This window comes from Pseudomonas sp. NPDC098747 (assembly GCF_044760045.1).
Lineage (GTDB): Bacteria > Pseudomonadota > Gammaproteobacteria > Pseudomonadales > Pseudomonadaceae > Aquipseudomonas.
Map to the genome: position 1 here is coordinate 13,963 of NZ_JBIWAL010000053.1, position 23,381 is coordinate 37,343.

The 23,381-nt window shown below is 59.7% G+C and carries 20 protein-coding genes and 1 pseudogene; 15 read left to right on the forward strand and 6 right to left on the reverse strand.

Annotated elements, in window-relative coordinates:
* The first annotated feature begins 145 nt into the window (after positions 1–145).
* The 6 genes from dadA to ACIQVE_RS23970 all read left to right on the forward strand — a co-directional run bounded on the left by dadA (position 146) and on the right by ACIQVE_RS23970 (position 6,492).
* Complete coding sequence (dadA, locus tag ACIQVE_RS23945; RefSeq protein ID WP_402813051.1) at positions 146–1,450, forward strand: D-amino acid dehydrogenase; 1,305 nt, start codon at positions 146–148, stop codon at positions 1,448–1,450.
* Positions 1,422–1,775 carry a RidA family protein gene (locus ACIQVE_RS23950; protein WP_402813054.1) on the forward strand — a complete coding sequence of 118 codons (354 nt, stop codon included), beginning with the start codon at positions 1,422–1,424 and terminating at the stop codon, positions 1,773–1,775. The genes dadA and ACIQVE_RS23950 overlap by 29 nt, the downstream gene beginning before the upstream one ends.
* Before the next feature lie 96 nt (positions 1,776–1,871).
* Complete coding sequence (gene alr / locus ACIQVE_RS23955) at positions 1,872–2,945, forward strand: alanine racemase (protein WP_402813057.1); 1,074 nt, start codon at positions 1,872–1,874, stop codon at positions 2,943–2,945.
* 88 nt (positions 2,946–3,033) lie between these two features.
* On the forward strand, positions 3,034–3,582 hold the full coding sequence (locus ACIQVE_RS23960; RefSeq protein WP_025112726.1) for a cupin domain-containing protein: 549 nt from the start codon (positions 3,034–3,036) through the stop codon (positions 3,580–3,582).
* Between the two features lie 170 nt (positions 3,583–3,752).
* Positions 3,753–4,178 (forward strand): c-type cytochrome, encoded by a 426-nt coding sequence (locus ACIQVE_RS23965; RefSeq protein ID WP_402813060.1) that lies wholly within the window; start codon positions 3,753–3,755, stop codon positions 4,176–4,178.
* Between the two features lie 391 nt (positions 4,179–4,569).
* The gene (locus tag ACIQVE_RS23970) at positions 4,570–6,492 is read left to right on the forward strand and encodes an acetyl-CoA hydrolase/transferase C-terminal domain-containing protein (protein ID WP_402813063.1); all 1,923 of its coding nucleotides are present in this window, start codon (positions 4,570–4,572) and stop codon (positions 6,490–6,492) included.
* A gap of 140 nt (positions 6,493–6,632) precedes the next feature.
* Here ACIQVE_RS23970 and ACIQVE_RS23975 read toward each other — a convergent pair whose 3' ends face one another.
* Both ACIQVE_RS23975 and rep read right to left on the reverse strand, forming a co-directional pair.
* A complete protein-coding gene (locus ACIQVE_RS23975) occupies positions 6,633–7,205 on the reverse strand; it encodes a xanthine phosphoribosyltransferase (RefSeq protein WP_042561733.1) in 573 nt (190 codons plus the stop codon).
* Positions 7,206–7,258: 53 nt separating this feature from the next.
* Positions 7,259–9,268 (reverse strand): DNA helicase Rep, encoded by a 2,010-nt coding sequence (rep, locus tag ACIQVE_RS23980; protein ID WP_402813066.1) that lies wholly within the window; start codon positions 9,266–9,268, stop codon positions 7,259–7,261.
* A 264-nt stretch (positions 9,269–9,532) separates the two neighbouring features.
* Between rep and ACIQVE_RS23985 the strand changes: the two genes are divergently transcribed.
* Positions 9,533–11,206 (forward strand): putative bifunctional diguanylate cyclase/phosphodiesterase, encoded by a 1,674-nt coding sequence (locus tag ACIQVE_RS23985; RefSeq protein ID WP_402813069.1) that lies wholly within the window; start codon positions 9,533–9,535, stop codon positions 11,204–11,206.
* A 181-nt stretch (positions 11,207–11,387) separates the two neighbouring features.
* Here ACIQVE_RS23985 and ACIQVE_RS23990 read toward each other — a convergent pair whose 3' ends face one another.
* Complete coding sequence (locus tag ACIQVE_RS23990) at positions 11,388–12,785, reverse strand: NorM family multidrug efflux MATE transporter (protein ID WP_402813071.1); 1,398 nt, start codon at positions 12,783–12,785, stop codon at positions 11,388–11,390.
* Between the two features lie 157 nt (positions 12,786–12,942).
* Between ACIQVE_RS23990 and ACIQVE_RS23995 the strand changes: the two genes are divergently transcribed.
* The 3 genes from ACIQVE_RS23995 (at position 12,943) to ACIQVE_RS24005 (ending at position 17,459) form a co-directional block, all read left to right on the forward strand.
* Positions 12,943–13,863, forward strand: a complete 921-nt coding sequence (locus ACIQVE_RS23995; protein ID WP_402813074.1) for a LysR substrate-binding domain-containing protein — start codon at positions 12,943–12,945, stop codon at positions 13,861–13,863.
* A 185-nt stretch (positions 13,864–14,048) separates the two neighbouring features.
* Positions 14,049–16,025, forward strand: a complete 1,977-nt coding sequence (locus ACIQVE_RS24000; protein WP_402813076.1) for a methyl-accepting chemotaxis protein — start codon at positions 14,049–14,051, stop codon at positions 16,023–16,025.
* A gap of 219 nt (positions 16,026–16,244) precedes the next feature.
* On the forward strand, positions 16,245–17,459 hold the full coding sequence (locus ACIQVE_RS24005) for an aldose 1-epimerase family protein (RefSeq protein ID WP_402813079.1): 1,215 nt from the start codon (positions 16,245–16,247) through the stop codon (positions 17,457–17,459).
* On the opposite strand, the gene ACIQVE_RS24010 is transcribed toward ACIQVE_RS24005, so the two are convergent.
* The gene (locus tag ACIQVE_RS24010) at positions 17,456–18,949 is read right to left on the reverse strand and encodes a YifB family Mg chelatase-like AAA ATPase (RefSeq protein ID WP_402813082.1); all 1,494 of its coding nucleotides are present in this window, start codon (positions 18,947–18,949) and stop codon (positions 17,456–17,458) included. The two genes, ACIQVE_RS24005 and ACIQVE_RS24010, sit on opposite strands and share 4 nt — an antisense overlap.
* 283 nt (positions 18,950–19,232) lie before the next feature.
* Between ACIQVE_RS24010 and ACIQVE_RS24015 the strand changes: the two genes are divergently transcribed.
* Positions 19,233–19,496, forward strand: coding sequence for a HigA family addiction module antitoxin (locus ACIQVE_RS24015; RefSeq protein WP_402813085.1), 264 nt, complete (start codon positions 19,233–19,235; stop codon positions 19,494–19,496).
* Here ACIQVE_RS24015 and ACIQVE_RS24020 read toward each other — a convergent pair.
* Positions 19,468–19,548: pseudogene (locus tag ACIQVE_RS24020) on the reverse strand (phage antirepressor protein); the annotation flags it as partial. The gene ACIQVE_RS24015 and the pseudogene ACIQVE_RS24020 sit on opposite strands and share 29 nt — an antisense overlap.
* Before the next feature lie 221 nt (positions 19,549–19,769).
* On the reverse strand, positions 19,770–20,033 hold the full coding sequence (locus ACIQVE_RS24025; RefSeq protein WP_402813088.1) for an accessory factor UbiK family protein: 264 nt from the start codon (positions 20,031–20,033) through the stop codon (positions 19,770–19,772).
* Positions 20,034–20,447: 414 nt separating this feature from the next.
* On the opposite strand from ACIQVE_RS24025, the gene glnK reads away from it, so the two are divergent.
* From glnK to sutA, 4 genes are all read left to right on the forward strand, one after another.
* Positions 20,448–20,786, forward strand: a complete 339-nt coding sequence (gene glnK, locus ACIQVE_RS24030; protein ID WP_002555808.1) for a P-II family nitrogen regulator — start codon at positions 20,448–20,450, stop codon at positions 20,784–20,786.
* Between the two features lie 37 nt (positions 20,787–20,823).
* On the forward strand, positions 20,824–22,161 hold the full coding sequence (locus ACIQVE_RS24035) for an ammonium transporter (RefSeq protein ID WP_210704678.1): 1,338 nt from the start codon (positions 20,824–20,826) through the stop codon (positions 22,159–22,161).
* Positions 22,162–22,376: 215 nt separating this feature from the next.
* Positions 22,377–22,802: a secondary thiamine-phosphate synthase enzyme YjbQ gene (locus ACIQVE_RS24040; RefSeq protein ID WP_402813092.1), complete on the forward strand. Its 426-nt coding sequence runs from the start codon at positions 22,377–22,379 to the stop codon at positions 22,800–22,802.
* Between the two features lie 100 nt (positions 22,803–22,902).
* The gene (gene sutA, locus ACIQVE_RS24045; protein ID WP_402813095.1) at positions 22,903–23,229 is read left to right on the forward strand and encodes a transcriptional regulator SutA; all 327 of its coding nucleotides are present in this window, start codon (positions 22,903–22,905) and stop codon (positions 23,227–23,229) included.
* Positions 23,230–23,381: the final 152 nt, after the last annotated feature.

Here is a 23,381-nt window from a genome sequence, read left to right on the forward strand (position 1 = left end):
CCTCCGTGAAAAGGGTTTTTGCCGAGAATTGTCGCCAAATATAGGCGCTTATACAGTGAAAAGCACTGGCAAATCTTTTTTACACTGCGCGCATCATTGCTCTAACAACAGACGTACGCGGCACGCCGCGATGAGGGATACAAAAATGCGCGTAATGGTCTTGGGTAGCGGCGTCATCGGTACCGCCAGTGCTTACTATCTGGCCCGTGCCGGGTTTGAAGTGGTGGTGGTCGACCGGCAGCCAGCCGCCGCCATGGAGACCAGTTTCGCCAACGCCGGCCAAGTGTCGCCGGGCTATGCCTCGCCGTGGGCTGCGCCGGGCGTACCGCTCAAGGCCATCAAGTGGCTGCTGCAACGCCACGCGCCACTGGCCATCAAGGCCACCGCCGACATTGACCAGTACTTGTGGATGGCGCAGATGCTGCGCAACTGCACCGCCAATCGTTACGCGGTGAATAAGGAGCGCATGGTGCGTCTGTCCGAGTACAGCCGCGACTGCCTCGACGAGCTGCGTGCTGAAACCGGCATCGCCTACGAAGGCCGCAGCCTCGGCACGACGCAGTTGTTCCGCACTCAGGCGCAACTGGATAACGCCGCCAAAGACATCGCCGTACTGAAGGAATCTGGCGTGCCGTTTGAGGTCCTTGATCGCGCCGGCATTGCCCGCGTCGAGCCGGCTCTGGCGGGCGTTACCGATATTCTCGCCGGTGCCCTGCGCCTGCCGAACGACCAGACCGGCGACTGCCAGATCTTCACCACGCGTCTCGCCGAAATGGCGGTGCAACTGGGTGTTGAATTCCGTTTCGGCCAAAACATCCAGCGCCTCGATTTCGCCGGTGATCGCATCAACGGCGTGTGGATCGACGGCAAGCTGGAAACCGCTGATCGCTACGTATTGGCGCTGGGTAGCTACTCGCCGCAATTGCTCAAGCCGCTGGGCATCAAGGCGCCGGTCTACCCGCTCAAGGGTTACTCGCTGACCGTGCCGATCACCAACCCGGCGATGGCCCCGACTTCGACCATTCTCGACGAGACCTACAAGGTCGCGATCACCCGCTTCGACAACCGCATCCGCGTGGGCGGCATGGCCGAGATCGCCGGTTTTGACCTGTCGCTTAACCCGCGTCGGCGCGAAACCCTGGAGATGATCGTCAACGACCTTTATCCTCAGGGCGGCAATCTGGCCGAGGCGAGCTTCTGGACCGGCCTGCGTCCGACCACGCCGGACGGTACGCCGATCGTCGGTGCCACGCCGTTCAAGAATCTGTTCCTCAACACCGGTCACGGCACGCTCGGCTGGACCATGGCTTGCGGTTCCGGCCGTTTGCTGGCCGACCTGATGGCGAAGAAAAAGCCGCAGATCAGCGCCGAAGGCCTCGATATTTCCCGTTATGGCAACACGACCCAGGAGTCCGCAAAACATGGCAATCCAGCGCCAGCTCACCAATGAGCGCATGAGTCAGATCGTCAGCCATAACGGCACCGTGTATCTGGCCGGGCAAGTCGGTGACGATTTCGATGTAGGGATTGAACAGCAGACCCGCGATGTGCTCGGCAATATCGAGCGCTTGCTGGATCTGGCCGGCACCGATAAGCAGCATCTGCTGTCGGTGACGATTTACCTAAACGACATCGAGGCGCACTTTGCCGGCATGAACTCGGTGTGGGACCAGTGGTTGCCCAAAGGCGCCGCCCCGGCCCGTGCCACCGTCGAAGCGAAGATGGCCAAGTCGAGCATTCTAGTGGAAATGTCGGTGGTTGCCGCGCTGCCGTAAGCGCGATGTAAAGATCCCTCTCCCGGCGCTGTCGGCGGTTCACGCTGTCAGCAGGCGCCGGTTTTTATTCCCATGACCGCCTAGAAGTCTGCCGCCATGCGTCCTGCCCGTGCCCTGATCGACCTTCAAGCCCTGCGTCACAACTACCGAATTGCCCGCGAAGTCACTAGCGCCAAGGCGCTCGCGGTGATCAAGGCGGATGCTTACGGCCACGGCGCGGTGCGTTGCGCCCAAGCGCTGGAAGGCGAGGCGGATGGTTTTGCGGTGGCGTGTATCGAAGAGGCTCTGGAGCTACGCGCCGCCGGCATTCGTGCCCCGGTGTTGCTGCTTGAAGGTTTTTTCGAAGCCGATGAGCTGGCGCTGATTGTCGAGCATGATTTCTGGTGTGTGGTGCATTCGCTGTGGCAGCTCGAAGCAATCGAACAAGCCAACTTGAGCAAGCCGATCACCGTGTGGCTAAAGCTTGATTCGGGCATGCACCGCGTTGGCCTGCATCCCAAGGACTACCCGACGGCTTATCAACGCCTGCTGGCCAGCGGCAAAGTGGCGAAGATTGTGCTGATGAGCCACTTCGCCCGCGCCGACGAACTGCACGAGCAGAGCAGCGCCGCTCAGGTCGCCGTGTTCGAAGCGGCGCGTCAGGGCCTGGCGGCTGAGGTCAGCCTGCGCAACTCGCCAGCGGTGCTCGGTTGGCCGCAGATCCACAGCGATTGGGTGCGCCCGGGGATCATGCTCTACGGTGCCACGCCGTTTGAAGAATCCCACACCGTGGCCGGGCGTCTGCTGCCGGTGATGACCCTCGAATCGAAAGTCATCAGCGTGCGTGAATTGCCGGCCGGCGAGCCTGTTGGCTATGGCGCCAAATTCATCACCGATAAACCGATGCGTATCGGCGTGGTCGCCATGGGTTACGCCGATGGCTACCCGCGTCAGGCGCCAACCGGCACGCCGGTTTTAGTCGCGGGCAAACGCAGCCGCATCATTGGCCGAGTATCGATGGACATGCTCTGCATCGACCTCACCGATGTGCCAGAAGCCGGATTGGGTTCGACCGTCGAGCTGTGGGGCAAAAACATCCTTGCCAGCGAAGTGGCGCAGTGCGCCGACACCATTCCTTATCAGATCTTCTGCAACCTGCGTCGAGTGCCAAGGCTCTATTCCGAGGGTTGAGGCCGCTACGGAGCCCGCGTGTTGTAAATACTGAACGCTGTCGCCATGATAACGCTCAATATTTCTACAACATCAGGAGGCTTAAGCCTTGGACGTCGGTGAACGACTGCAATCGATCCGCAAGCTCAAAGGGCTTTCCCAGCGTGAACTCGCCAAGCGCGCGGGCGTCACCAACAGCACCATTTCGATGATCGAAAAGAATAGCGTCAGCCCTTCGATCAGTTCGCTGAGGAAGGTTCTGGGCGGGATTCCCATGTCCATGGTCGAGTTCTTTTCCGAAGAGATCCTGCAGGAAATACCGACCCAGATCGTTTACAAGGCCAACGAGCTGATCGACATTTCCGACGGCGCCGTGACCATGAAGCTGGTCGGCCGCGCGCACCCGAGCCGGGCCATCGCGTTCCTCAACGAAATCTACCCGCCGGGCGCCGACACCGGCGAAGAAATGCTCACCCACGAGGGCGAGGAAACCGGGATTCTGGTGGAGGGTCGTCTGGAACTGGTGGTGGGTCTTGAAACTTTTATTCTCGAAGCCGGCGACAGCTACTACTTTGAAAGTACCAAGCCGCATCGTTTTCGTAATCCGTTCGACTTGCCTGCGCGACTAATCAGCGCAGCCACGCCGGCAAATTTTTAAACAAAGAGGCGCCAAGCCATAAAGGCGAAGGCATCCGAACAGTTTTTCCACAGCGCGGTATAACCCCTTCGACTATGGGGTTGTTTCAGTGTGGCGGGCTAACCGCTATACTTGCGCCCGCCTGCGAACCGTGGCCGCAGGCGTGAATACCCACCCCGGAGGGTGAACGCGTGAACCTAATTATGAAAATGCTGGCTGCACCAGCAACCGTACTGGCCCTCTGGGCTGTCAGCGCTCAAGCTGCGACGAATGACGACATTGCCAAACGCCTCGAGCCCGTCGGCCAGGTGTGCGTGCAAGGTCAGGAATGCAAAGGGATGGAAGTGGTGGCGACTGCCGGCGGCGGTGATGCCAAGACGCCAGACTCAATCATTGCCAAACATTGCAATGCTTGCCACAGCACTGGCCTGTTGGGCGCGCCGAAAATTGGTGATACGGCAGCGTGGAAAGAGCGCGCCGATAAGCAAGGCGGCGTCGACGGCATCCTGGCCAAAGCCATCACCGGCATCAACGCCATGCCGCCCAAAGGCACCTGTGCCGATTGCTCGGATGCCGATCTGAAAGGCGCGATCGAGAAGATGTCAGGCCTGAAGTAAGGCGCTCTTCTGATAAAAAAACCGTCTTCGGACGGTTTTTTTGTGCCTGCAATCCAGAGCCCCTCACCCCAGCCCTCTCCCGGAGGGAGAGGGGGCCGACCGAGGTGTCTTGCGTCATACATCGACCTGAAATATCCCGTCGATTATGGATTTGGCACAACCTCTTTCACGTCGATTATGGATTCGGTACAGCATTTTCAGGTCGGCGTATCTTCACAACATCCCCCAATCAGTCCCCTCTACCTCTGGGAGAGGGCTAGGGTGAGGGTGGCGGTCTGAAGCTGTAACCACATCCGGAAAAAAACACAGATCCAATCCCACGCTGTTCATTGCAGCAAACTCAAGGCAAGCTCGGTCTACCCCTATTCACGGAACGGGCGGGAGGCTTCAGATGGTGCAGTTGTGTTCGATCGAACAGGCAGTGGACGACGTGCTGGCGCGGTTGCCGGCGCATATCCACATGGGCTTGCCGCTGGGGCTGGGCAAACCCAATCACTTCGTCAACGCGTTGTACCGGCGCGTCAAAGGACTGCCCGATCGGCAACTGACGATCTATACGGCGCTGTGCCTGGGTCGTCCGAGTCTGGGCGACGGTTTGCAGAAGCGCTTTATCGAGCCCTTTGTCGAGCGCGTATTCGGTGACTACCCGGAGTTCGATTTCCTCGCCGACCTGCACCGCGACAGCCTGCCCGCGAACATCCGCATCCAGCAGTTCTTCATGCAGCCCGGCAGCCTGCTCCACAGCGCGCCCGCCCAGCAGGATTACGTCAGCAGCAATTACAGCCACGCCGCCCGCGACATCAACGCCGCCGGCCTGAACCTGGTGGCACAATTGCTCGCCAGCAGCAGCGAACACCCGGATCGCTTGAGCCTGAGCTGCAACCCGGACATCACCCTCGACCTGTTACCGATGATCGCCAAGCGCCGCGAAGCCGGGGAGACAATTCTTCTGGTCGGCCAGGTTCATACCGAGCTGCCATACATGCCCGGCGACGCCGAGGTCGATATCGACACCTTCGATTTGCTGATCGACGAGAAGGACAGCAGCACGCTGTTTTCCACGCCGAACATGCCCGTCGGTTTTCAGGATCACTTCATCGGCCTGCATGCCAGTGCGTTGGTGCGCGACGGCGGCACGTTGCAGATCGGCATCGGCTCGATGGGTGATGCGCTGACCGCTGCACTGTTGGCGCGCCAGGCGGATAACGCCGGTTATCAGGCCTTGCTCGCTGATGTAAACCTCAGCCAGTGGGCGCAATTGATCGAGTGCGAGGGCGGCACTGCGCCGTTCGCCAAAGGCCTGTACGGTTGCAGTGAAATGTTCGTCAACGGTCTGCTGGTGCTGGCGGATGCGGGGATTATCCGGCGCAAGGTCTACCCCGACGTGCAGACGCAGGAGCAGGCCAACGCAGGCACCCTCGACGAAGCGGCGCAGACTGACGGCATCTCGGTGCACGGCGGTTTCTTCCTCGGGCCCCGCAGTTTCTACGAGCGCCTGAGTGAGTTGCCGCAGAGTAAGCGGCTCGAATTCAACATGACCCGCATCAGCTACATCAACGAGTTGTACGGACAGGAAGAGCTAAAGCGACTGCAACGCATCGATGCGCGATTCATCAACACGGTGTTCAGCATGACGTTGCTAGGTGCCGGTGTGGCCGATCAACTGGAAGACGGGCGGGTGCTCAGCGGCGTTGGCGGACAGTACAACTTCGTCGCCCAGGGCCATGCCCTGCAAGGTGCGCGGTCGATGCTGATTCTGCGCAGCTGGCGTGAGTCCGGCGGCGAGGTCAATTCGAACATTGTCTGGGAGTACGGCCACTGCACCATCCCTCGGCATCTGCGCGACATCGTGGTCACCGAATACGGCATCGCCGATCTGCGCGGCAAAACCGACGCGGCAGTGATCGAAGCGCTGCTGAATATCAGCGACTCGCGCTTCCAGCCTGGGTTGATCGAACAGGCACAAAAGGTCGGCAAACTGCCGAATGATTTCCGTATTGATCCGCGCTTTGCTGACAACATGCCAGAGCGCTTGCAGGCAATTGCCGCACGTCATCCGAATCTGTTTCCGGAGTATCCGCTGGGCTGTGATTTCACCGCGATCGAGCGGGATTTGCTGCGAGCGCTGAACTGGCTGAAGAGCAAATTCAAGCTGACCGAGATTCTGGAACTGGGCAAGGCAGCGCTGGATGCGCCCCAGGCTTCGCTGTATCCGGAGCATCTGGAGCGGATGCAGCTCGCGAACCCGGAAGGCTTGAAAGAAGATCTATTTCAACGCTTGCTGCTCACGGGCCTTAAAGCCACCGCGCAGTAACTGCCCAACCAGAAACCACTGTGGGAGCTGGCTTGCCAGCGATGGCGGTGTTTCAGCCAACATCAATGTTGGCTGACAGGGCCTTATCGCTGGCAAGCCAGCTCCCACAGGTATTGGGGTGTGCTTGCGGCTTTCAGCTGTTATTCGATGAAGGTAACAACGCCATCCTTCAGCGATTGCACGCGGGCCAGCGACTCAACGCGATAGCCCTGCGAATCCAGTTCGGCACGGCCGCCCTGGAACGATTTCTCGATGACGATGCCCAGACCGGCGACGGTGGCGCCTGCCTGTTTGATGATCGAGATCAGCGCCTGGGACGCCTTACCGTTGGCCAGGAAGTCGTCGATGATCAGCACGCGGTCGCTGCTGGTCAGATGACGCGGGGAGATGGCCACGGTGCTTTCGGTCTTCTTGGTGAACGAGTAAACGGTCGCCGACAGCAGGTTTTCAGTCAGGGTCAGGGACTGTTGCTTGCGGGCGAAGATCACCGGCACGCCGAGGTTCAGACCGGTCATGATCGCCGGGGCAATGCCCGAAGCTTCGATGGTGACGATCTTGGTGATGCCCGAGTCCTTGAACAGCGAGGCGAACTCGTCGCCGATCAGCTTCATCAGGGCCGGGTCTATCTGGTGGTTCAGAAAGGCATCGACTTTCAGAACCTGATCGGAAAGCACGATGCCTTCTTCGCGAATTTTCTTGTGCAGTGCTTCCATGAAGCGTTCCTCGTTCAGCGCATGCGCGCCTTAATCAAAAAAAGTGGTCAATTCTAGCGCTTTAACATCGCGCGTATATCGGCCAATGCGCTGTTGCCACGCACGGCTTTGACTTCGGTCGGTGTGTCGTCGTTGCCTTCCCACGCCAGATCGTCCGGTGGCAGCTCATCGAGGAAGCGACTCGGCGCGCAGTCGATGATCTCGCCGTACTGTTTGCGCTTGGCGGCGAAGGTGAAGGCCAAGGTCTGGCGGGCGCGGGTGATGCCCACGTAAGCCAGGCGGCGTTCTTCTTCGATGGTGTCGGCTTCGATGCTGGAGCGGTGCGGGAGGATTTCCTCTTCCATGCCCATGATGAACACGTAGGGGAATTCCAGGCCTTTGGAGGCATGCAGGGTCATCATCTGCACGCCTTCGGCGCCGTCCTCTTCTTCCTGCTGACGTTCCAGCATGTCGCGCAGGACCAGTTTGCCGATGGCGTCCTCGACGGTCATTTCGCCTTCTTCGTCCTTCTCGAGGGTGTTTTTCAACGCCTCGATCAGGAACCAGACGTTGCTCATCCGGTAGTCCGCTGCCTTGTCGCTGGAGCTGTTGGTACGCAGCCAGTTCTCGTAGTCGATGTCCATGACCATGCTGCGCAGGGCCGAGATCGGGTCTTCGCCGGCGCACTGCTCGCGCACTTTGTCCATGAAGCGCTTGAAGCGCGACAGACGATCGGTGAAGCGACTGTCCAGGTGTTCGCCAAGGCCGATTTCATCGGTGGCGGCGTACATCGAGATTTTGCGTTCGGTAGCGTAGTTGCCGAGCTTTTCCAGGGTGGTCGAGCCGATTTCGCGGCGCGGCACGTTGATCACCCGCAGGAAGGCGTTGTCGTCGTCCGGGTTCACGATCAGGCGGAAGTAGGCCATCAGGTCCTTCACTTCCTGGCGGCCGAAGAAGCTGTTGCCGCCGCTCAGGCGATACGGCACCTGGTGGTGCTGCAGTTTCAGCTCGATCAGCTTGGCCTGATAGTTACCGCGATAAAGAATGGCGAAATCGCTGTACGGTCGGTCGGTGCGCAAGTGCAGGCTGAGGATTTCCATGGCCACGCGCTCGGCTTCGGCGTCCTCGTTGCGGCAGCGGATCACGCGGATCTCGTCGCCGTGCCCCATCTCACTCCACAGCTGTTTCTCGAATTCGTGCGGGTTGTTGGAGATCAGCACGTTCGCGCAGCGCAGGATGCGGCTGGTGGAGCGGTAGTTCTGCTCGAGCATCACCACTTTCAGCGAAGGGTAATCGTCCTTGAGCAGCATCAGGTTTTCCGGCCGCGCGCCGCGCCAGGCGTAGATCGACTGGTCGTCGTCGCCTACCACGGTGAACTGATTGCGCGTGCCGATCAGCAGTTTCACCAGCAGATACTGGCTGGCGTTGGTGTCCTGATATTCGTCCACCAGCAGGTAGCGGACTTTGTTCTGCCACTTTTCGAGGATGTCGGGATTGTCTTGAAACAGCTTCACCGGCAGCAGAATCAGGTCGTCGAAGTCCACCGCGTTGAACGCTTTGAGCGTGCGCTGATAGTGGGTGTAGACGATGGCGGCGGTCTGCTCCTTGGGATTGCGCGCGTTTTCCAGCGCTTCGGCCGGCAGGATCAGGTCGTTTTTCCACGAGCCGATCATGTTCTTGATCTCGTCGACGCCGTCGTCGCCCGCGTATTCCTTCTGCATGATGTCAGTCATGAGGGACTTGACGTCGGTCTCGTCGAAAATCGAGAAACCCGGTTTGTAGCCCAGCCGCACGTGTTCCTTGCGGATGATGTTCAGGCCCAGGTTGTGGAATGTACACACGGTCAGGCCACGGCCCTCGCCACCCTTGAGCAGGGTGCCGACCCGCTCCTTCATCTCGCGCGCAGCCTTGTTGGTAAAGGTCATGGCGACGATGTACTGGGCGCGGATGCCGCAATTCTGGATCAGGTGCGCGATTTTGCGCGTGATCACACTGGTCTTGCCGGAGCCAGCGCCGGCGAGCACCAAAAGAGGGCCGCCGACGTAGCTCACGGCTTCCTGCTGCCGGGGATTGAGTCGGGACATACGAAAATTCGGGAGTCGTTAACGAAATGGGCCGGCATTTTAACAGGCTCAGCGATTTGTGCTGCTCTGTCCGACTTGTGACGCACCACGCTATTCAAATTTGCCGGTTTTGCTACTTTCACGCAGGATGCCCGGAGATTTTGCGGCTAAGGTTCTCATTCATGACAAAAAATAACGTTTTGATAACCGTTGTCATTTGGTCATTGTTGGACGCAACGGCATAATGTCCGCCGCCCACATCATTGCAGAGTCTAGGGAGTCAGCTTGACTACGCCTGTCGAACCCTTGCGTTTGCTGTTACTGGCCGAAGAGCCAGCGTGGACAGCGTTATTGCGCGAGTGTCTGGCCCCAATGGGGAGCGCGGCAGTGCTGATCAGCGCGCCGAGCTGGGAGTCGGTCAGCAGTTTGTTCGAAGACAACCGCAACGCGGTGTTGTTGACCCTTCCTGCATTACAACCTGCGCCGGGCCGTTGCAGCCTGCCGACGGTGTTGCTGCTGGAACACGAACCGCTCACCGCGCCCGTTGGCGTCAGCGACTGGCTAGTGTTCAATGCCCTCGACGCCGGCATGCTCCGTCGTTGCCTGCGCCATGTACGCGAACGCGGCGTACTGGAAAACACTCTGCAACGCCTCGCCGAACAGGATCCGTTGACCGGTATTGCCAACCGTCAGGGCTTCCAGACCTTGCTTGCCGCGCGCCTCGCGGAGAACGACGGTCGGGGTCTGGCCCTCGGGCATCTTGATCTCGACAACTTTCGTCACGCCAACGACGCGCTTGGCCATCAGGCTGGCGACCGATTGATCCTGCAAGTCGTTGCGCGGCTGAAGAGTCAGCTCGAGGCCGGTGATCAACTGGCGCGCCTGGGTAGCGACGAATTCGCCTTGCTGATCGACACTCGCCGCGCGCCGCAACGCGCCGAGTGGATGGCCGAACGCATCACCGAAGCCTTGGCCGAACCCTACTGGGTCGACGGCGAAAGCCTGTTGATCGGCTCCAGCCTCGGCATCGCCCATGCCCGCGCTCAGGGCGGCGCCGACCCGCTGATGTGGCACGCGCACATCGCCATGCAGCAGGCGAAAAGCACGCAGGGCTGTACTTTCCATATCTTCAACGAACGCATCAACCGCAACGCGCGGAGCATGGCCGACCTCGAAAGTGAGTTGCGCCGGGCCCTGCGTCGCGATGAGCTGGAGCTGCATTACCAGCCGCGCCTGAATCTCGAAGACGGCCAGATCGTCGGCCTCGAAGCCTTGGTGCGCTGGCGCCATGGTGAGCGTGGTCTGTTGCCACCCAGTGAATTCGTGCCGCTGGCCGAGCAGAGCGGGCTGATCGTGCCGTTGGGTTACTGGGTGATTTCCCGAGCCTTGCGTGACATGCAGGCCCTGCGTGAGCGCGGCCTGCCGGCGCTGCACATGGCGATCAACCTGTCGTTTCGCCAGTTCCAGGACAGCCAGTTGCTGCCGACGCTCAGTCGTTTGATCACCGAACGTGGCGTAGAGGCGCAGTGGCTGGAATTTGAACTCACCGAAACCGCAGTGATGCGCCGCAGCGACCTGGTCAAACAGACCATGGACGCCCTCGGCCGCCTCGGCGTGCGCTTCTCGCTGGACGATTTCGGCACGGGGTTTTCATCGTTCGTGCACCTCAACAGCCTGCCGATCACTTTGCTGAAAATCGATAAGAGCTTCGTCGGTGGCATGGAGCAACGCGAAGAGAACCGCAAGCTGGTGCACGCGATGATCAATCTCGCGCACAACCTGCATCTGGAAGTGGTGGCCGAAGGCGTGGAAACCCCTGAGCAGCTTGAGCTGCTGCGCGGGTTTGGTTGTGATCAGGTGCAGGGGTATCTGATCAGCCGGCCGTTGCCGTTAGCGGAGTTGGTTGAGTATCTGACGTTTGGTTCGAGCCAGCAGCCAGCCCTGGAAATCGTCAGCTGACCACAAACCCCAATTTGGAACGACTTTGTGGCGAGGGGATTTATCCCCGTTCGGCTGCGCAGCAGTCGCAAACCGTCGCACCGGATGTACCTGATACACCGCGACATCAGGTTTTGGGGCGGCTTCGCTACCCAGCGGGGATAAATCCCCTCGCCACAAAAGCTCACTCCTACAAAGGATCTCAGTCTGGCTGAGCGACCGGGAATTGATTGGATGACACTCGCTCACGCCCAATCATCCGCTTCATCTTCCACTCAAACGCCAGCGTCAGACTGACCGCCGCACACGCCAGCCCCAGCGCCAACCCCCACCAGACACCCGTCGGCCCCCAATCCAGGTGGAACGCCATCCACCACGCTGCCGGTGCACCGATCAGCCAATAGCAGCCGAGCCCGACCAGGAAGGTGGTCTTCGCATCCTTGAGCCCACGAATGCAGCCCATGGCAATCGTCTGCGTACCGTCAAATAACTCGAACCACGCCGCTACCGCCAGCAGGCTCACCGCCAGTTGGATCACCTCGGCAAACGCCGGATCGTTATGGTCGAGAAACAAGCCGATCAACTGATTCGGCAGTAGCCAGAACACCATCGCAAAACCCAGCATCGCCACCGCGCCGAATACGATCCCGACTCGCCCGGACATTCGCGCATCGACCAGTTGACCGGCGCCGTAATGCTGACCGACACGCATGGTGATGGCGTACGACATGCCCGCCGGCACCATGAACGCGACTGAAACGATCTGCAAAGCAATCTGGTGCGCGCCCAGTTGCGTACTGCCCATGGTGCCCATGCACAGCGCGGCGAAGGCGAACAACCCGACTTCCACTGCGTAGGTGCCGCCAATCGGCAGGCCGAGGCGCCATAGCTCCTTGAGGTATTGCCGGTTCGGCCGCGACAGGCCTGCACGCAACGGATAGGCGTTGTAGGCCGGATGCCGATGAATATGCCAGGCCAGGGCCAGCGCCATGCAGTTGGCGACGATTGCCGTGACCAGACCGATGCCCATCAAGCCCAGTTTCGGCAGGCCGAACATACCGGTGATCAAAGCGTAATTGAGCAGGAAATTCGCCACCGTGCCGGCAAGACTGATGACCATGACCGGCGTCGCCCGGCCGATGGCACTGGTGAAGCCGCGCAGGGCCATGAAGCTCAGGTAGCCGGGTAGGGCGAACGGCAGGGCAATCAGGAATTGCCCGGCGGCGTTGACGTTGGATTCAGTCTGGCCGAACAGCAGCAACACCGGTTTCAGATTCCACAACAGCAGCCCGGCACCCAGCGCCATCAGCCACGCCAGCCATAATCCGGCCTGGGTCAGGCGTGCGGCGCCAATGATGTCGCCGGCGCCCTTGCGGATCGCTACCAGCGTACCGACCGCCGCAATTACGCCAATGCAGAAAATCGACACGAACGAGTAAGTCGCCGCGCCAAGACCGCCGCCGGCCAGCGCTTCAGGGCTCAGACGCGCCATCATCAAAGTGTCGGTCAGCACCATCAACATGTGCGCCAACTGCGAGGCAATCAACGGCCCCGCCAGCCGCAGGATTGCCCGGAGTTCAGTGCGCACAGGATGCTGCATGGTCATCACCACCCATCAATGAACGAATAAGAGAGCGTTGATTCTCGGCGCTTGGAAGGGATTGCACAAAGGGATAAAAAAGATGGGTGGCATGATTAAAACTCATCCTGGAAAGATTCTGCTAAGTTGGCCGCATCCCGCCACAGGAGCCTTGTGCATGTCCCGTCGACTTCCTCCGTTGTATGCCCTGCGCGCATTCGAAGCGGCGGCACGACATAGCTCGTTTACCCGTGCGGCCGAGGAACTGTCGATCACCCAGAGTGCGGTGAGTCGACACATTCGAACGCTTGAGGATCATTTCGCCTGTCGACTGTTTCATCGCAGCGGGCGCAATCTGCAACTGACGGAAGCGGCGCGCCTGCTGCTGCCGGGTATCCGAGAAGGTTTCACTGCGCTGGAGCGCGCCTGCAACACCTTGCGCGCCGAGGATGACATTCTGCGCATGAAGGCGCCGTCGACCCTGACCATGCGCTGGTTGCTGGCGCGCCTGAGTCGCTTTCGGCATTTGCAGCCGGGTAACGAGGTGCAACTGACCAGTGCGTGGATGGACGTGGACTCGGTGGACTTTAACGATGAACCATTCGATTGCGCAGTGTTGCTGAGCGACGGCCGCTTCCCGCCGGATTGGGAGGCCAGCCTGTTGTTTCCCGAGGAACTGATCCCCGTCGGCGCGCCCAACCTGCTGCATGAACAACCTTGGGACGTGGCCCGACTGGCTGCCGCCGAGTTGCTCCATCCGACACCGGATCGTCGCGACTGGCGCAGTTGGCTGGAGCACATGGGGTTGGCCGATCAGGTGTCGCTCAAGGGCGGGCAGGTGTTCGATACGCTGGAGTTGGGGATGATCGCCGCAGCTCGAGGTTACGGCGTGTCGATGGGCGATTTGTTGATGGTGGCCGAAGATGTGGCGCAAGGCCGCTTGAGTCTGCCGTGGCCGACGGCTGTCGCCAGTGGTTTGAATTACTACCTGGTATGGCCAAAAACCCGCCCCGGGGGCGAACGTTTGCGCCGTCTCAGCGACTTCCTGCAAGGCGAAGTCCGCGCCATGGAACTGCCGGCAGTTGCGCGCTTGAGCTGAAACGTTAGAGCCGCCACAATGCCGGCCTTGTGCCATAACCCTGCTGTTCGCTCAAGTATTCGGCCTTACCGCCGAATACATGCATGTGGAACCGTCGTGCCGGTGTCCACGATTCACCCCCCACTATTAGAAAATTATCCGAGTCGTGATCAAGGAGGATCCCGTGGCTCGGCCAGGAGCTGTTCATGTCTCAACCTCGCGCTCGGATCGCCTCACAGCTGGGCCTCGCGCTCGCTGTGATACTGGCGATTGTCATCAGCGGCAGTACAGTCTTTGCTCTGCGCTCGCTCGATAACGCCAACCTTGCTACTCGTGAAGAGCATTTGGCCAGTGAGGCGCGGCTGCTGGCCGACCAACTGAGCACCTTCCACGGGACCTTGCGGGAAAGCACCCAGCGCTTGAGCGGGCTGTTCGAGAAGCGCTTCAGCGCCGGTTTGAGCATCCATCCGAGCGAGCCGGTGACTGTTGCCGGTACCCAGACCCCGGGTCTGCACCTGGGCAGCGAGGTGTTGAACAACAACTTCAAGGAAGTCGACGAGTTCAAACAAATGACGGCGGGCGTTGCCACGCTGTTCGTACGCAGCGGTGAAGACTTCGTGCGTGTCAGCACCTCCCTGACCAAACAGGATGGCAGCCGCGCCATTGGCACCTTGCTCGATCATGCGCATCCGGCCTATTCGAAGCTGATGGCGGGGCAGAGCTACGTCGGCCGGGCGCTGCTCTTCGACCGTTCCTACATGACCCAGTACACCCCGGTGCGCGATGGCAGCGGCAAGGTGATTGCGGTGCTGTTCGTCGGTTTCGATTACACCGACGCGCAGAATGCCCAGTTCGACAACCTCAAGCGCTTCCGCATCGGCCAGACCGGTTCGCTGGCACTGCTCGATGAACAGAACAAATGGCTGGTTCCACCAGCAGGTGTGCAAGCGCTGGATAAAGCCATCCCGGTGATCGGCGGCATGTCCAAAACGCCGGGCAAAGGCCATTTCTGGAGCGACAAATCCGAAGATTTCTATAGTGTCTCGGTGCCGTTCGACGGCGGGCCGTGGGCGGTCGTGGCGAACATGCCGAAAGCCGAGATTCGTGCCGTGACCTGGAGCGTAGGCACGCAGTTGGCCATCGGCAGTTTGTTGGCGATGCTGCTGGCGGTTGGCTCTGTGGTCTGGCTGCTGCGCAGCAAATTGGCGCCGTTGGGTGATCTGGTGCGTCAGGCCGAGGCCTTGGGTGCCGGTGATCTGAGTGTGCGTCTGAACGTGTCGAGCAATGATGAAATCGGTCAACTGTCTCGCGCGTTCAACCAGATGAGCCAAGCGCTGTCGACCATGGTCGAGCACATCCGTCGCGCCTCGGAAGAGGTCAACAGCCGTGCCCAGGCGTTGTCCGGTTTGTCCGGCGGCGCGTACGAAGGCATGGAGCAGCAATCCGGCGAAATCACCAGCATGGCTGGCGCGGTTGAAGAGTTCAGCGCGACGTCGCTGGACATCGCCGACAACATGGGCGCGACCCAGCGCCTGGCGCAGGAAAATGCTCAGCAAACGCAGATCGGACGTAGTTCGATGGAAGAAGCTTCGTCTTCTCTGGAGCAGATTGCTGGCGCCCTGAACAGCACCGCGACGGTGATCAACACACTTGGCCAGCGCTCTCAGGAAATTGGCGGCATCGTTGGCGTGATCACCTCGATTGCCGAACAGACCAACCTGCTGGCGCTTAACGCCGCGATTGAAGCGGCCCGTGCCGGTGAACAAGGTCGCGGCTTCGCCGTCGTCGCTGATGAAGTGCGCAGCCTTGCCTCGCGCACCCGTCAGGCGACGGATGAAATTTCCAGCATGATCCACAGCATCCAGCAGGAAACCGGCAACGCGATCAGCACCATGGAGCAGGGCAACGTGCTGATGCAGGAAGGCTTGTCGCGTAACGCCAATGTCGCTTCGGCACTGGCGCGCATTGATGAGCAGAGCCGCTCGGCGGGGCAGCAGTTTGCCGCGATCACCACGGCGACTCAGGAGCAGAGCAGCACCGCGACCTTGCTCAGCAGCAACCTGCAAAGCATTGCACTGGCCAACAGTGAGCAGCGTGAGGTTGTTTCGAACCTCGCGATCACTGCCAAAGAGCTGGAGAAACTGGCGGCGGATTTGCGTTCCGAGGTTGATCGCTTTCGTTGATGCGCCTCTGAAATAGCTATCGCGGGCAAGCCCGCTCCCACAGGTATATCGGTCGTGCACTAAAGTTGTGCTCGCCGCTGAACCCTGTGGGAGCGGGCTTGCCCGCGATTGCATCACCTCTGATCGCGGATCAATCGCTCCTCTACCTCTGTTTTTGCACTTGCTGAAACGTTTCCGCAGCGCTATAAAATTGGCACAACTCCAATAAAGGCTGCTGCCATGACCCCGCTCAAACTCGTTGCCGCACTCGGCGCACTGTCTGCTGCCTCCCATGCCATGGCTTGGGATTACGTCCTGCTCGATGCTGACAAACCTGCACAAAATTGGACCGTCACCAGTGAGCAGCTCGGCGTGAAAACCGACAAACCGTTCTCTGTGAGCCTGCGCACCCTGCATGGTGGGCGGCAGGAAGGCGTCAGTATTGTCGACATCGATAACGGCACGATGAAACTCTCGGTGGTGCCAACCCGTGGCATGAATGTCCTGCACGCCTCCGTTGGCAGCGTGCGGATGGGCTGGGATTCGCCGGTCAAGGATGTGGTCAATCCGGCATTCATTGAGCTCAATGGGCGCGGAGGTCTGGGCTGGCTGGAAGGTTTCAACGAGTTGGTGACCCGTTGTGGTTACGAGTGGGTCGGCCATCCCGGCATGGACAATGGTGAGCTGCTGACCCTGCACGGACGCGCCGCCAATATCCCGGCCAGTACCGTCACGCTGCACATCGATGAAAAGCCACCCTACGCCATCAGTTTGCGCGGCGAACTGAAAGAGCAGGCGTTCAAGAAAGTCGACTTTTCGGTCGTCACTGAACTGGTCACCGAGCCTGGCAGCGTGCGTTTCGCACTCAACGATACGCTGACCAACAACGGCGATTATCCAAAGGAATACCAGGCGCTGTATCACAGCAACTTCAGTACGCCGTTCCTCGAGCAGGGCGCACGTTTTGTTGCACCGGTAAAACAGGTGTCGCCTTTCAACGACAAGGCCAAGGGCGATTTGGCCGACTGGCAGACCTACCGCGGCCCGACCAAGGACTACGACGAAACCGTCTATAACGTCGTGCCCTATGCGGATGCCAAAGGCGACACCCTGACCGTTTTGCACAACAAGGCCGGCAGCCTTGGTGTTTCCGTCGGTTTCAACACCCAGCAGTTGCCCGTGTTTTCCCTGTGGAAAAATACTGACACCCAAGGGCAGGGCTATGTCACGGGGCTGGAGCCGGGCACCAGTTTCTCCTACAACCGCCGCTATCAGCGACCGCTGAATCTGGTGCCGACCATTGCACCCAAGGAACACAAACAGTTTCAGATCAGCTACAGCCTGCTCGCGGACAAAGCGGCCGTGGATAACGCCTTGAAGCGTGTGACCGAAATTCAGGCCGGGCGCGAAACCGAGGTGCGGCAGACGCCGCTGGTTGATCTGAACGAACATTAAGGCGTCGCCGGCCGGTATTGCAGCGCTTCGGCCAGGTGCTCACGTCTGATTGCATCGACTTGCTCGAGGTCTGCCAGCGTCCGGGCGACCTTGAGTAACCGATGTGCCGAGCGCAGCGATAAGGTCAGTCTTTCACAGGCTGACTCCAGCCAGGTTTCGTCGGTTGTGGATAACTTGCAGTGCCGCTTCAACCCCGGCAGATCGAGAAACGCATTGGCGCAACCCTGGCGCTTGCGTTGTCGTTCACGCGCTTCGGCCACCAAAGCCGCCGCACTGGCGCTGTCGTCTCCAGGCTTCACCTCAGGATTCAACGCCGTCGGCTCCCGTGCCACCGTCAGGTGCAAATCGATGCGGTCCAGCAACGGTCCCGACAGCTTGTTGCGATAGCGCTGTACCATGTCCGGCGTGCACGAACACTTGCCACTCGGCTCGCCAAGATATCCACAGGGACACGGATTCATCGCTGCCACCAACTGAAACCGCGCCGGAAAACGCACACGATCCTTGGCCCGGGCAATCACGATATGCCCGGACTCCAGCGGCTCGCGCAGCACCTCCAGCACCTTGCGATCGAACTCCGGCAGCTCGTCGAGAAACAGCACGCCGTGGTGGGCGAGGGTGATCTCGCCGGGTTGTGGTTTCGAACTGCCCCCGACCAGTGCCGGGCCTGACGCCGAGTGATGCGGCTGGCGAAAGGGACGCTGCGGCCAATGGGTCAGTGGCACGCCGCTGGCGACGGATTGAATCGCCGCCACCTCAAGCGCTTCGCATTCGGACAGCGGCGGCAGCAAGCCCGGCAGTCGACTGGCCAGCAGCGTCTTGCCTGTCCCCGGCGGCCCGCTGAACAACAGGTTATGCGCACCCGCTGCGGCAATCAGCAGCGCTCGTTTGGCGGCCATCTGCCCCTGCACTTCATTGAGATCGGGATAGGGTCTGGCGGCATGGATCAAACCGTCCGAGACATATGGCTCCACCGGCGTATGCCCATTGAAATGCGCCACCGCTTCCAGCAAGTGATCCACCGCATACACCTTCAACCCCGACGCCAGGCACGCCTCCTCGGCATTCGCCCGGGGCACCACCAGCGCCCGCCCGGCCTTGCGCGCCGCCAGTGCCGCCGGCAGTACACCACGCACCGGTCGCACAGCGCCGGACAACGCCAGTTCACCGAGGCACTCCACATCATCCAGCGTGAGACACGGCACTTGCACGCTCGCCGAAAGAATCCCCAAGGCAATCGCCAGATCAAACCGCCCGCCATCCTTGGGAAAATCCGCCGGCGCCAGATTCAAGGTGATCCGCCGCGCCGGAAACTGCAGCCCGGAATTGATGATCGCGCTGCGCACCCGGTCCTTGCTCTCCTTCACTGCCGCCTCCGGCAGACCGACCATGGTCAGCGACGGCAGGCCGTTGGCCAGATGAACTTCGACGGTGACGGCGGGAGCATCCACGCCAATCTGGGCGCGACTGTGGACGATGGAGAGGGACATGGTCGTTCCTTGAGCTGAATCGGGGGCCGCTTCCTGCGGGTTTTTTAAGGGTAGTCGGGAGAGCGGATATTGGCGGGATGGTTGCGGGGTCGAACCTTCACCGGATGTTTCATTAGCGCCGTATTACAAGGAGTAAGGGGCGCGTAATCAGGTGTAGGAGCCGATTTTTGTAAGGCCAATCCCTAATAGTTGTAGGGCGCCGACGAAAGGGTTTCGACGGTCTTGTGCTCCTGAGCTGGATGCTCGAGTTTGGCCGCTCAATGCAGCTTCTGGGGTCAAAAAAATGAATCGTAATGGTATACGCCCGATTCACCCGGGCGAGATTCTGATTAAAGAATTCATGGAGCCGTTGGGCATGACCGTCATGGATCTGGCCATGCACATGAGTTGGCCCGAAAGTGAGATCGGGAAACTTGTTCTTTGCCAGATCAGGATCTGCGCTGATCTGGCAATCAGGCTTGCCAGTCATCTCAACACTACGCCTGAGTTCTGGATGAATCTTCAGTCGTCTTACGATTTGCGCAGAACCAAGGTTGGTTTTGGATGAGGAGGGCGTGGAGGGGGAGTTTGTGGCGGGTGAAAACATGCGGCGTTAGATAACGTCATCTTGAATCATTGAACAGTTCCTCTTGCCTGAGGAACTGCCCTCAATCGTCGCCAAACCCAGTGCTGAACATTCAGCATTGGGTGAGTTTAGAAACCTGGGCTTTCGGTGCAATCGGATAGCGGTGGTGCAAGTCGTAGGACGTTGCCGGGATGATTGAAGGCCTGAAGATCAAAAGATCGCAGCCTTCGGCAGCTTCTACAGAGGGACGTAGTGTTATTCGGCGGCTGGCGGAGTCAGCTTCGCTTCCATCTCGGCAACCTTCGCTTCGAGGCTTTCGAGGCGGGCGCGTGTACGGGCCAATACGACCATCTGGCTATCAAATTCTTCCCGGCTCACCAGATCCAGTTTGCTGAAGGCGCTTTGCAGCAGCATCTTGAACTGGCTTTCGATTTCGGCTTTTGGCAGTGGCGTGTCGCCGTTGAACAGGCGGGAAGCAGTGCCGCTCAGGGCGTCGAGGAAGTCTTTGGGCGCGAGCATGGGAAATGTCCTGGAAACAATGGCCGGCAGTGTATCACGCAGTGTCTATAGTCAATCTCGTCGTCAGGGATGCACGCTTTTCGCGCAGGCGGACGGACGGCGGCGCACTGTTGTTGTGCGTATCCGCGAAGCGTTTTGCACGCGAGTGCTTGCGGTAGCGGTCAAGGGATTAAAATCAGAGGTTTTTGCCGAGATGGCAAGGTTTCTGCTTAGTCACTCTTGACCCATGCACTGATGCAGTCGCTGTGACGAATGCAGTGCGGCAGACGAAGCGGGGAGTTTCGTCTGCAGCGGTTAGCTGGCGTCAGTCGGGCAGGTACGGCCGACGATGCGTTACAAAGCCAGGCACTGCGCTTAGACTTGAGTCGGGTTTGTTTTCCTGGGGCAAGTCCACCAATTCGGGAGAGAGTTTTCATGAAGCTAGTCACTGCCATCATCAAGCCGTTCAAGTTGGACGACGTGCGCGAGTCGCTGTCCGAAATCGGCGTGCAGGGCATTACCGTTACTGAAGTCAAAGGCTTCGGCCGGCAGAAGGGTCACACCGAGCTGTATCGCGGCGCGGAATATGTGGTCGATTTTCTGCCCAAGGTGAAAATCGACGTGGCCATCGACGACAAGGATCTGGATCGGGTTATCGAAGCGATAACCAAAGCGGCCAACACCGGCAAGATCGGTGACGGCAAGATCTTCGTGGTCAATCTGGAACAGGCGATTCGCATCCGTACCGGCGAAACCGATACCGACGCGATTTAAACGCCGCCACAAACCCAACGCCCCAGGAGAAAACAATATGACTCTGCGTAAATTCGCAGGGCTTGGAGCCCTGTTGTCCATCGTAATGCCCAGCCTTGCTATGGCGGCAGACGAAGTGGCGGCTCCAGTCCTCAATTCCGGCGACACTGCCTGGATGCTCACCTCGACAGCCCTCGTGCTGTTCATGACCATCCCCGGCCTGGCGCTGTTCTACGGCGGCATGGTTCGCTCGAAAAACATTCTTTCCGTGTTGATGCAGTGCTTCGCCATTACCGGTCTGATCAGCATCCTGTGGGTCATTTATGGCTACAGCATTGCGTTCGACACCACCGGCATGGAGCAGGGCGTCGTCAACTTCAACTCGTTCTTCGGCGGCATGGGCAAGGCGTTCCTCGCCGGTGTCACGCCTTCGAGCATTACCGGTCCTGCGGCGCTGTTCCCTGAGGCGGTGTTCATCACCTTCCAGATGACCTTCGCGATCATCACCCCGGCGCTGATCGTCGGTGCGTTCGCCGAGCGGATGAAGTTCTCCGCGATGCTGATCTTCATGGGCATCTGGTTCACTCTGGTTTATGCACCAATCGCACACATGGTCTGGTCCGGTAACGGCGGCCTGATGTGGGACTGGGGCGTACTCGACTTCGCTGGCGGCACCGTGGTGCACATCAACGCCGGTGTTGCCGGTCTGATTGCCTGCCTGGTATTGGGCAAGCGTAAAGGCTTCCCGACCACGCCGATGGCGCCGCACAACCTCGGTTACACCCTGATGGGCGCCGCGATGCTGTGGGTCGGCTGGTTCGGCTTCAACGCCGGTTCCGCTGCGGCGGCCAACGGCACCGCCGGCATGGCGATGCTGGTCACCCAGATCGCGACCGCTGCTGCGGCACTGGGCTGGATGTTTGCCGAGTGGGTCACTCACGGTAAGCCAAGCGCACTGGGCATTGCTTCGGGTGTGGTGGCCGGTCTTGTGGCGATCACTCCGGCTGCCGGCACTGTCGGCCCGATGGGTGCACTGGTGATCGGTCTGGCGGCAGGCGTCGTGTGCTTCTTCTGCGCCACTACCCTGAAACGCAAACTCGGTTACGACGACTCCCTGGATGCTTTCGGCGTGCACGGTATCGGCGGTATCCTCGGCGCGATCCTCACCGGTGTTTTCGCAGCGCCGGCTCTGGGTGGTTTCGGCACTGTCACCGACATCGGTGCACAAGTGTGGATTCAGTGCAAAGGTGTCGGCTTCACGGTCATCTACACCGCGATCGTCACCTACGTCATCCTCAAGGTCCTGGACGCCGTCATGGGTCTGCGTGTGACCGAGGAAGAAGAATCGGTTGGCCTCGATCTGGCACAACACAACGAACGCGGCTACAACCTGTAAGACGCGCATCGAAAAAACTTGCCCGGCTTGCCGGGCATTTTTTTGTCCTGGATTTGTCGTTAAAGGAACAGCTGAAAGGATTTTTCGTACGCCTTTAGTCGTGTTTACGACGAGCGTTTTTCTACGGCCAATCGCTTACATCATTGCAGGAATATTAGGGCCTTTGTTTTTTCCCAGAGCGCGCTAGAATGCGCCCCGAACGTGCGGAGAACTGTATGTGGCAACAGACTCTGATAACCCTGCGGGCAAGGCCCCGGGGCTTTCATCTGGTAACGGACGAGTTGATCAATGGCTTGCCTGAACTCAGGGAGTGTCGGGTCGGTCTGTTGCATTTGTGGCTGCAGCACACCTCGGCATCGTTGACCATCAACGAGAACGCCGATCCGGCGGTTCGTCGCGACTTCGAACGATTTTTCAATCGTCTGATCCCACAAGGAACAGACGGCTATGAGCATAACGACGAAGGCCTGGACGACCTCCCGGCGCACTTCAAGGCCAGCGTGCTTGGCTGCCAGATCAGTCTGCCGGTTTCGGCAGGTCGATTGGCACTGGGTACCTGGCAAGGTGTTTATCTGGGCGAGCACCGTGATCATGGCGGTGCCCGTAAAGTCCTCGCCACCTTGCACGGTGATGGGGCATAGCCGCTGGTCAGCAGCGGCGAACGATTTTTTAACGGCGACTTCGACAGTTGCCAAAGCTGGTCTATAACTAATCTGCTTTTCGCAAGTCATGAGGTAGAACATGAGCGACGATGATCTGGAAAACGACGACCTCGAAGTAGGCGACGAAGACGAGGCCGAGGAAGGCCTGGAAGCAGCAGCGGAAGACGTTGCTGACGACGATGGCGGTGAAGATACGCCGGCCCCGGCTGCCAAAGGCAAAGCCAAGGCTGCGGTGTCGGTAGATGATTTGCCGAGCATTGAAGCCAAGAACAAGGAACGCGATGCCCTGGCCAGGGCCATGGAAGAGTTCCTGTCGCGTGGCGGAAAAGTGCAGGAAGTGGAGGCCAATGTGGTCGCCGATCCTCCCAAGAAGCCAGACAACAAGTACGGCAGCCGCCCTATCTGAGGCGTGCCGCTTGCTTGCTGAAAAAGCCCGCCGTCGCTGCGGGCTTTTTTATGGGTGATGTCGCGTCCTGAATAAGGTTTACACCTTCTGGCTTTTTATCAGGAGGGCGCAATGGATACGGGCGGAAGACGCAGTCAGAGAGATTACACGCT

Excerpts from the sequence above, each read along its gene's own strand:
- dadA (WP_402813051.1), top strand. The coding sequence starts at position 146 with ATGCGCGTAATGGTCTTGGGTAGCGGCGTCATCGGTACCGCCAGTGCT.
- ACIQVE_RS23950 (WP_402813054.1), top strand. The coding sequence starts at position 1,422 with ATGGCAATCCAGCGCCAGCTCACCAATGAGCGCATGAGTCAGATCGTC.
- alr (WP_402813057.1), top strand. The coding sequence starts at position 1,872 with ATGCGTCCTGCCCGTGCCCTGATCGACCTTCAAGCCCTGCGTCACAAC.
- ACIQVE_RS23970 (WP_402813063.1), top strand. The coding sequence starts at position 4,570 with ATGGTGCAGTTGTGTTCGATCGAACAGGCAGTGGACGACGTGCTGGCG.
- ACIQVE_RS23975 (WP_042561733.1), bottom strand. The coding sequence starts at position 7,205 with ATGGAAGCACTGCACAAGAAAATTCGCGAAGAAGGCATCGTGCTTTCC.
- rep (WP_402813066.1), bottom strand. The coding sequence starts at position 9,268 with ATGTCCCGACTCAATCCCCGGCAGCAGGAAGCCGTGAGCTACGTCGGC.
- ACIQVE_RS23990 (WP_402813071.1), bottom strand. The coding sequence starts at position 12,785 with ATGCAGCATCCTGTGCGCACTGAACTCCGGGCAATCCTGCGGCTGGCG.
- ACIQVE_RS23995 (WP_402813074.1), top strand. The coding sequence starts at position 12,943 with ATGTCCCGTCGACTTCCTCCGTTGTATGCCCTGCGCGCATTCGAAGCG.
- ACIQVE_RS24000 (WP_402813076.1), top strand. The coding sequence starts at position 14,049 with ATGTCTCAACCTCGCGCTCGGATCGCCTCACAGCTGGGCCTCGCGCTC.
- ACIQVE_RS24005 (WP_402813079.1), top strand. The coding sequence starts at position 16,245 with ATGACCCCGCTCAAACTCGTTGCCGCACTCGGCGCACTGTCTGCTGCC.
- ACIQVE_RS24010 (WP_402813082.1), bottom strand. The coding sequence starts at position 18,949 with ATGTCCCTCTCCATCGTCCACAGTCGCGCCCAGATTGGCGTGGATGCT.
- ACIQVE_RS24015 (WP_402813085.1), top strand. The coding sequence starts at position 19,233 with ATGAATCGTAATGGTATACGCCCGATTCACCCGGGCGAGATTCTGATT.
- ACIQVE_RS24025 (WP_402813088.1), bottom strand. The coding sequence starts at position 20,033 with ATGCTCGCGCCCAAAGACTTCCTCGACGCCCTGAGCGGCACTGCTTCC.
- glnK (WP_002555808.1), top strand. The coding sequence starts at position 20,448 with ATGAAGCTAGTCACTGCCATCATCAAGCCGTTCAAGTTGGACGACGTG.
- ACIQVE_RS24035 (WP_210704678.1), top strand. The coding sequence starts at position 20,824 with ATGACTCTGCGTAAATTCGCAGGGCTTGGAGCCCTGTTGTCCATCGTA.
- ACIQVE_RS24040 (WP_402813092.1), top strand. The coding sequence starts at position 22,377 with ATGTGGCAACAGACTCTGATAACCCTGCGGGCAAGGCCCCGGGGCTTT.
- sutA (WP_402813095.1), top strand. The coding sequence starts at position 22,903 with ATGAGCGACGATGATCTGGAAAACGACGACCTCGAAGTAGGCGACGAA.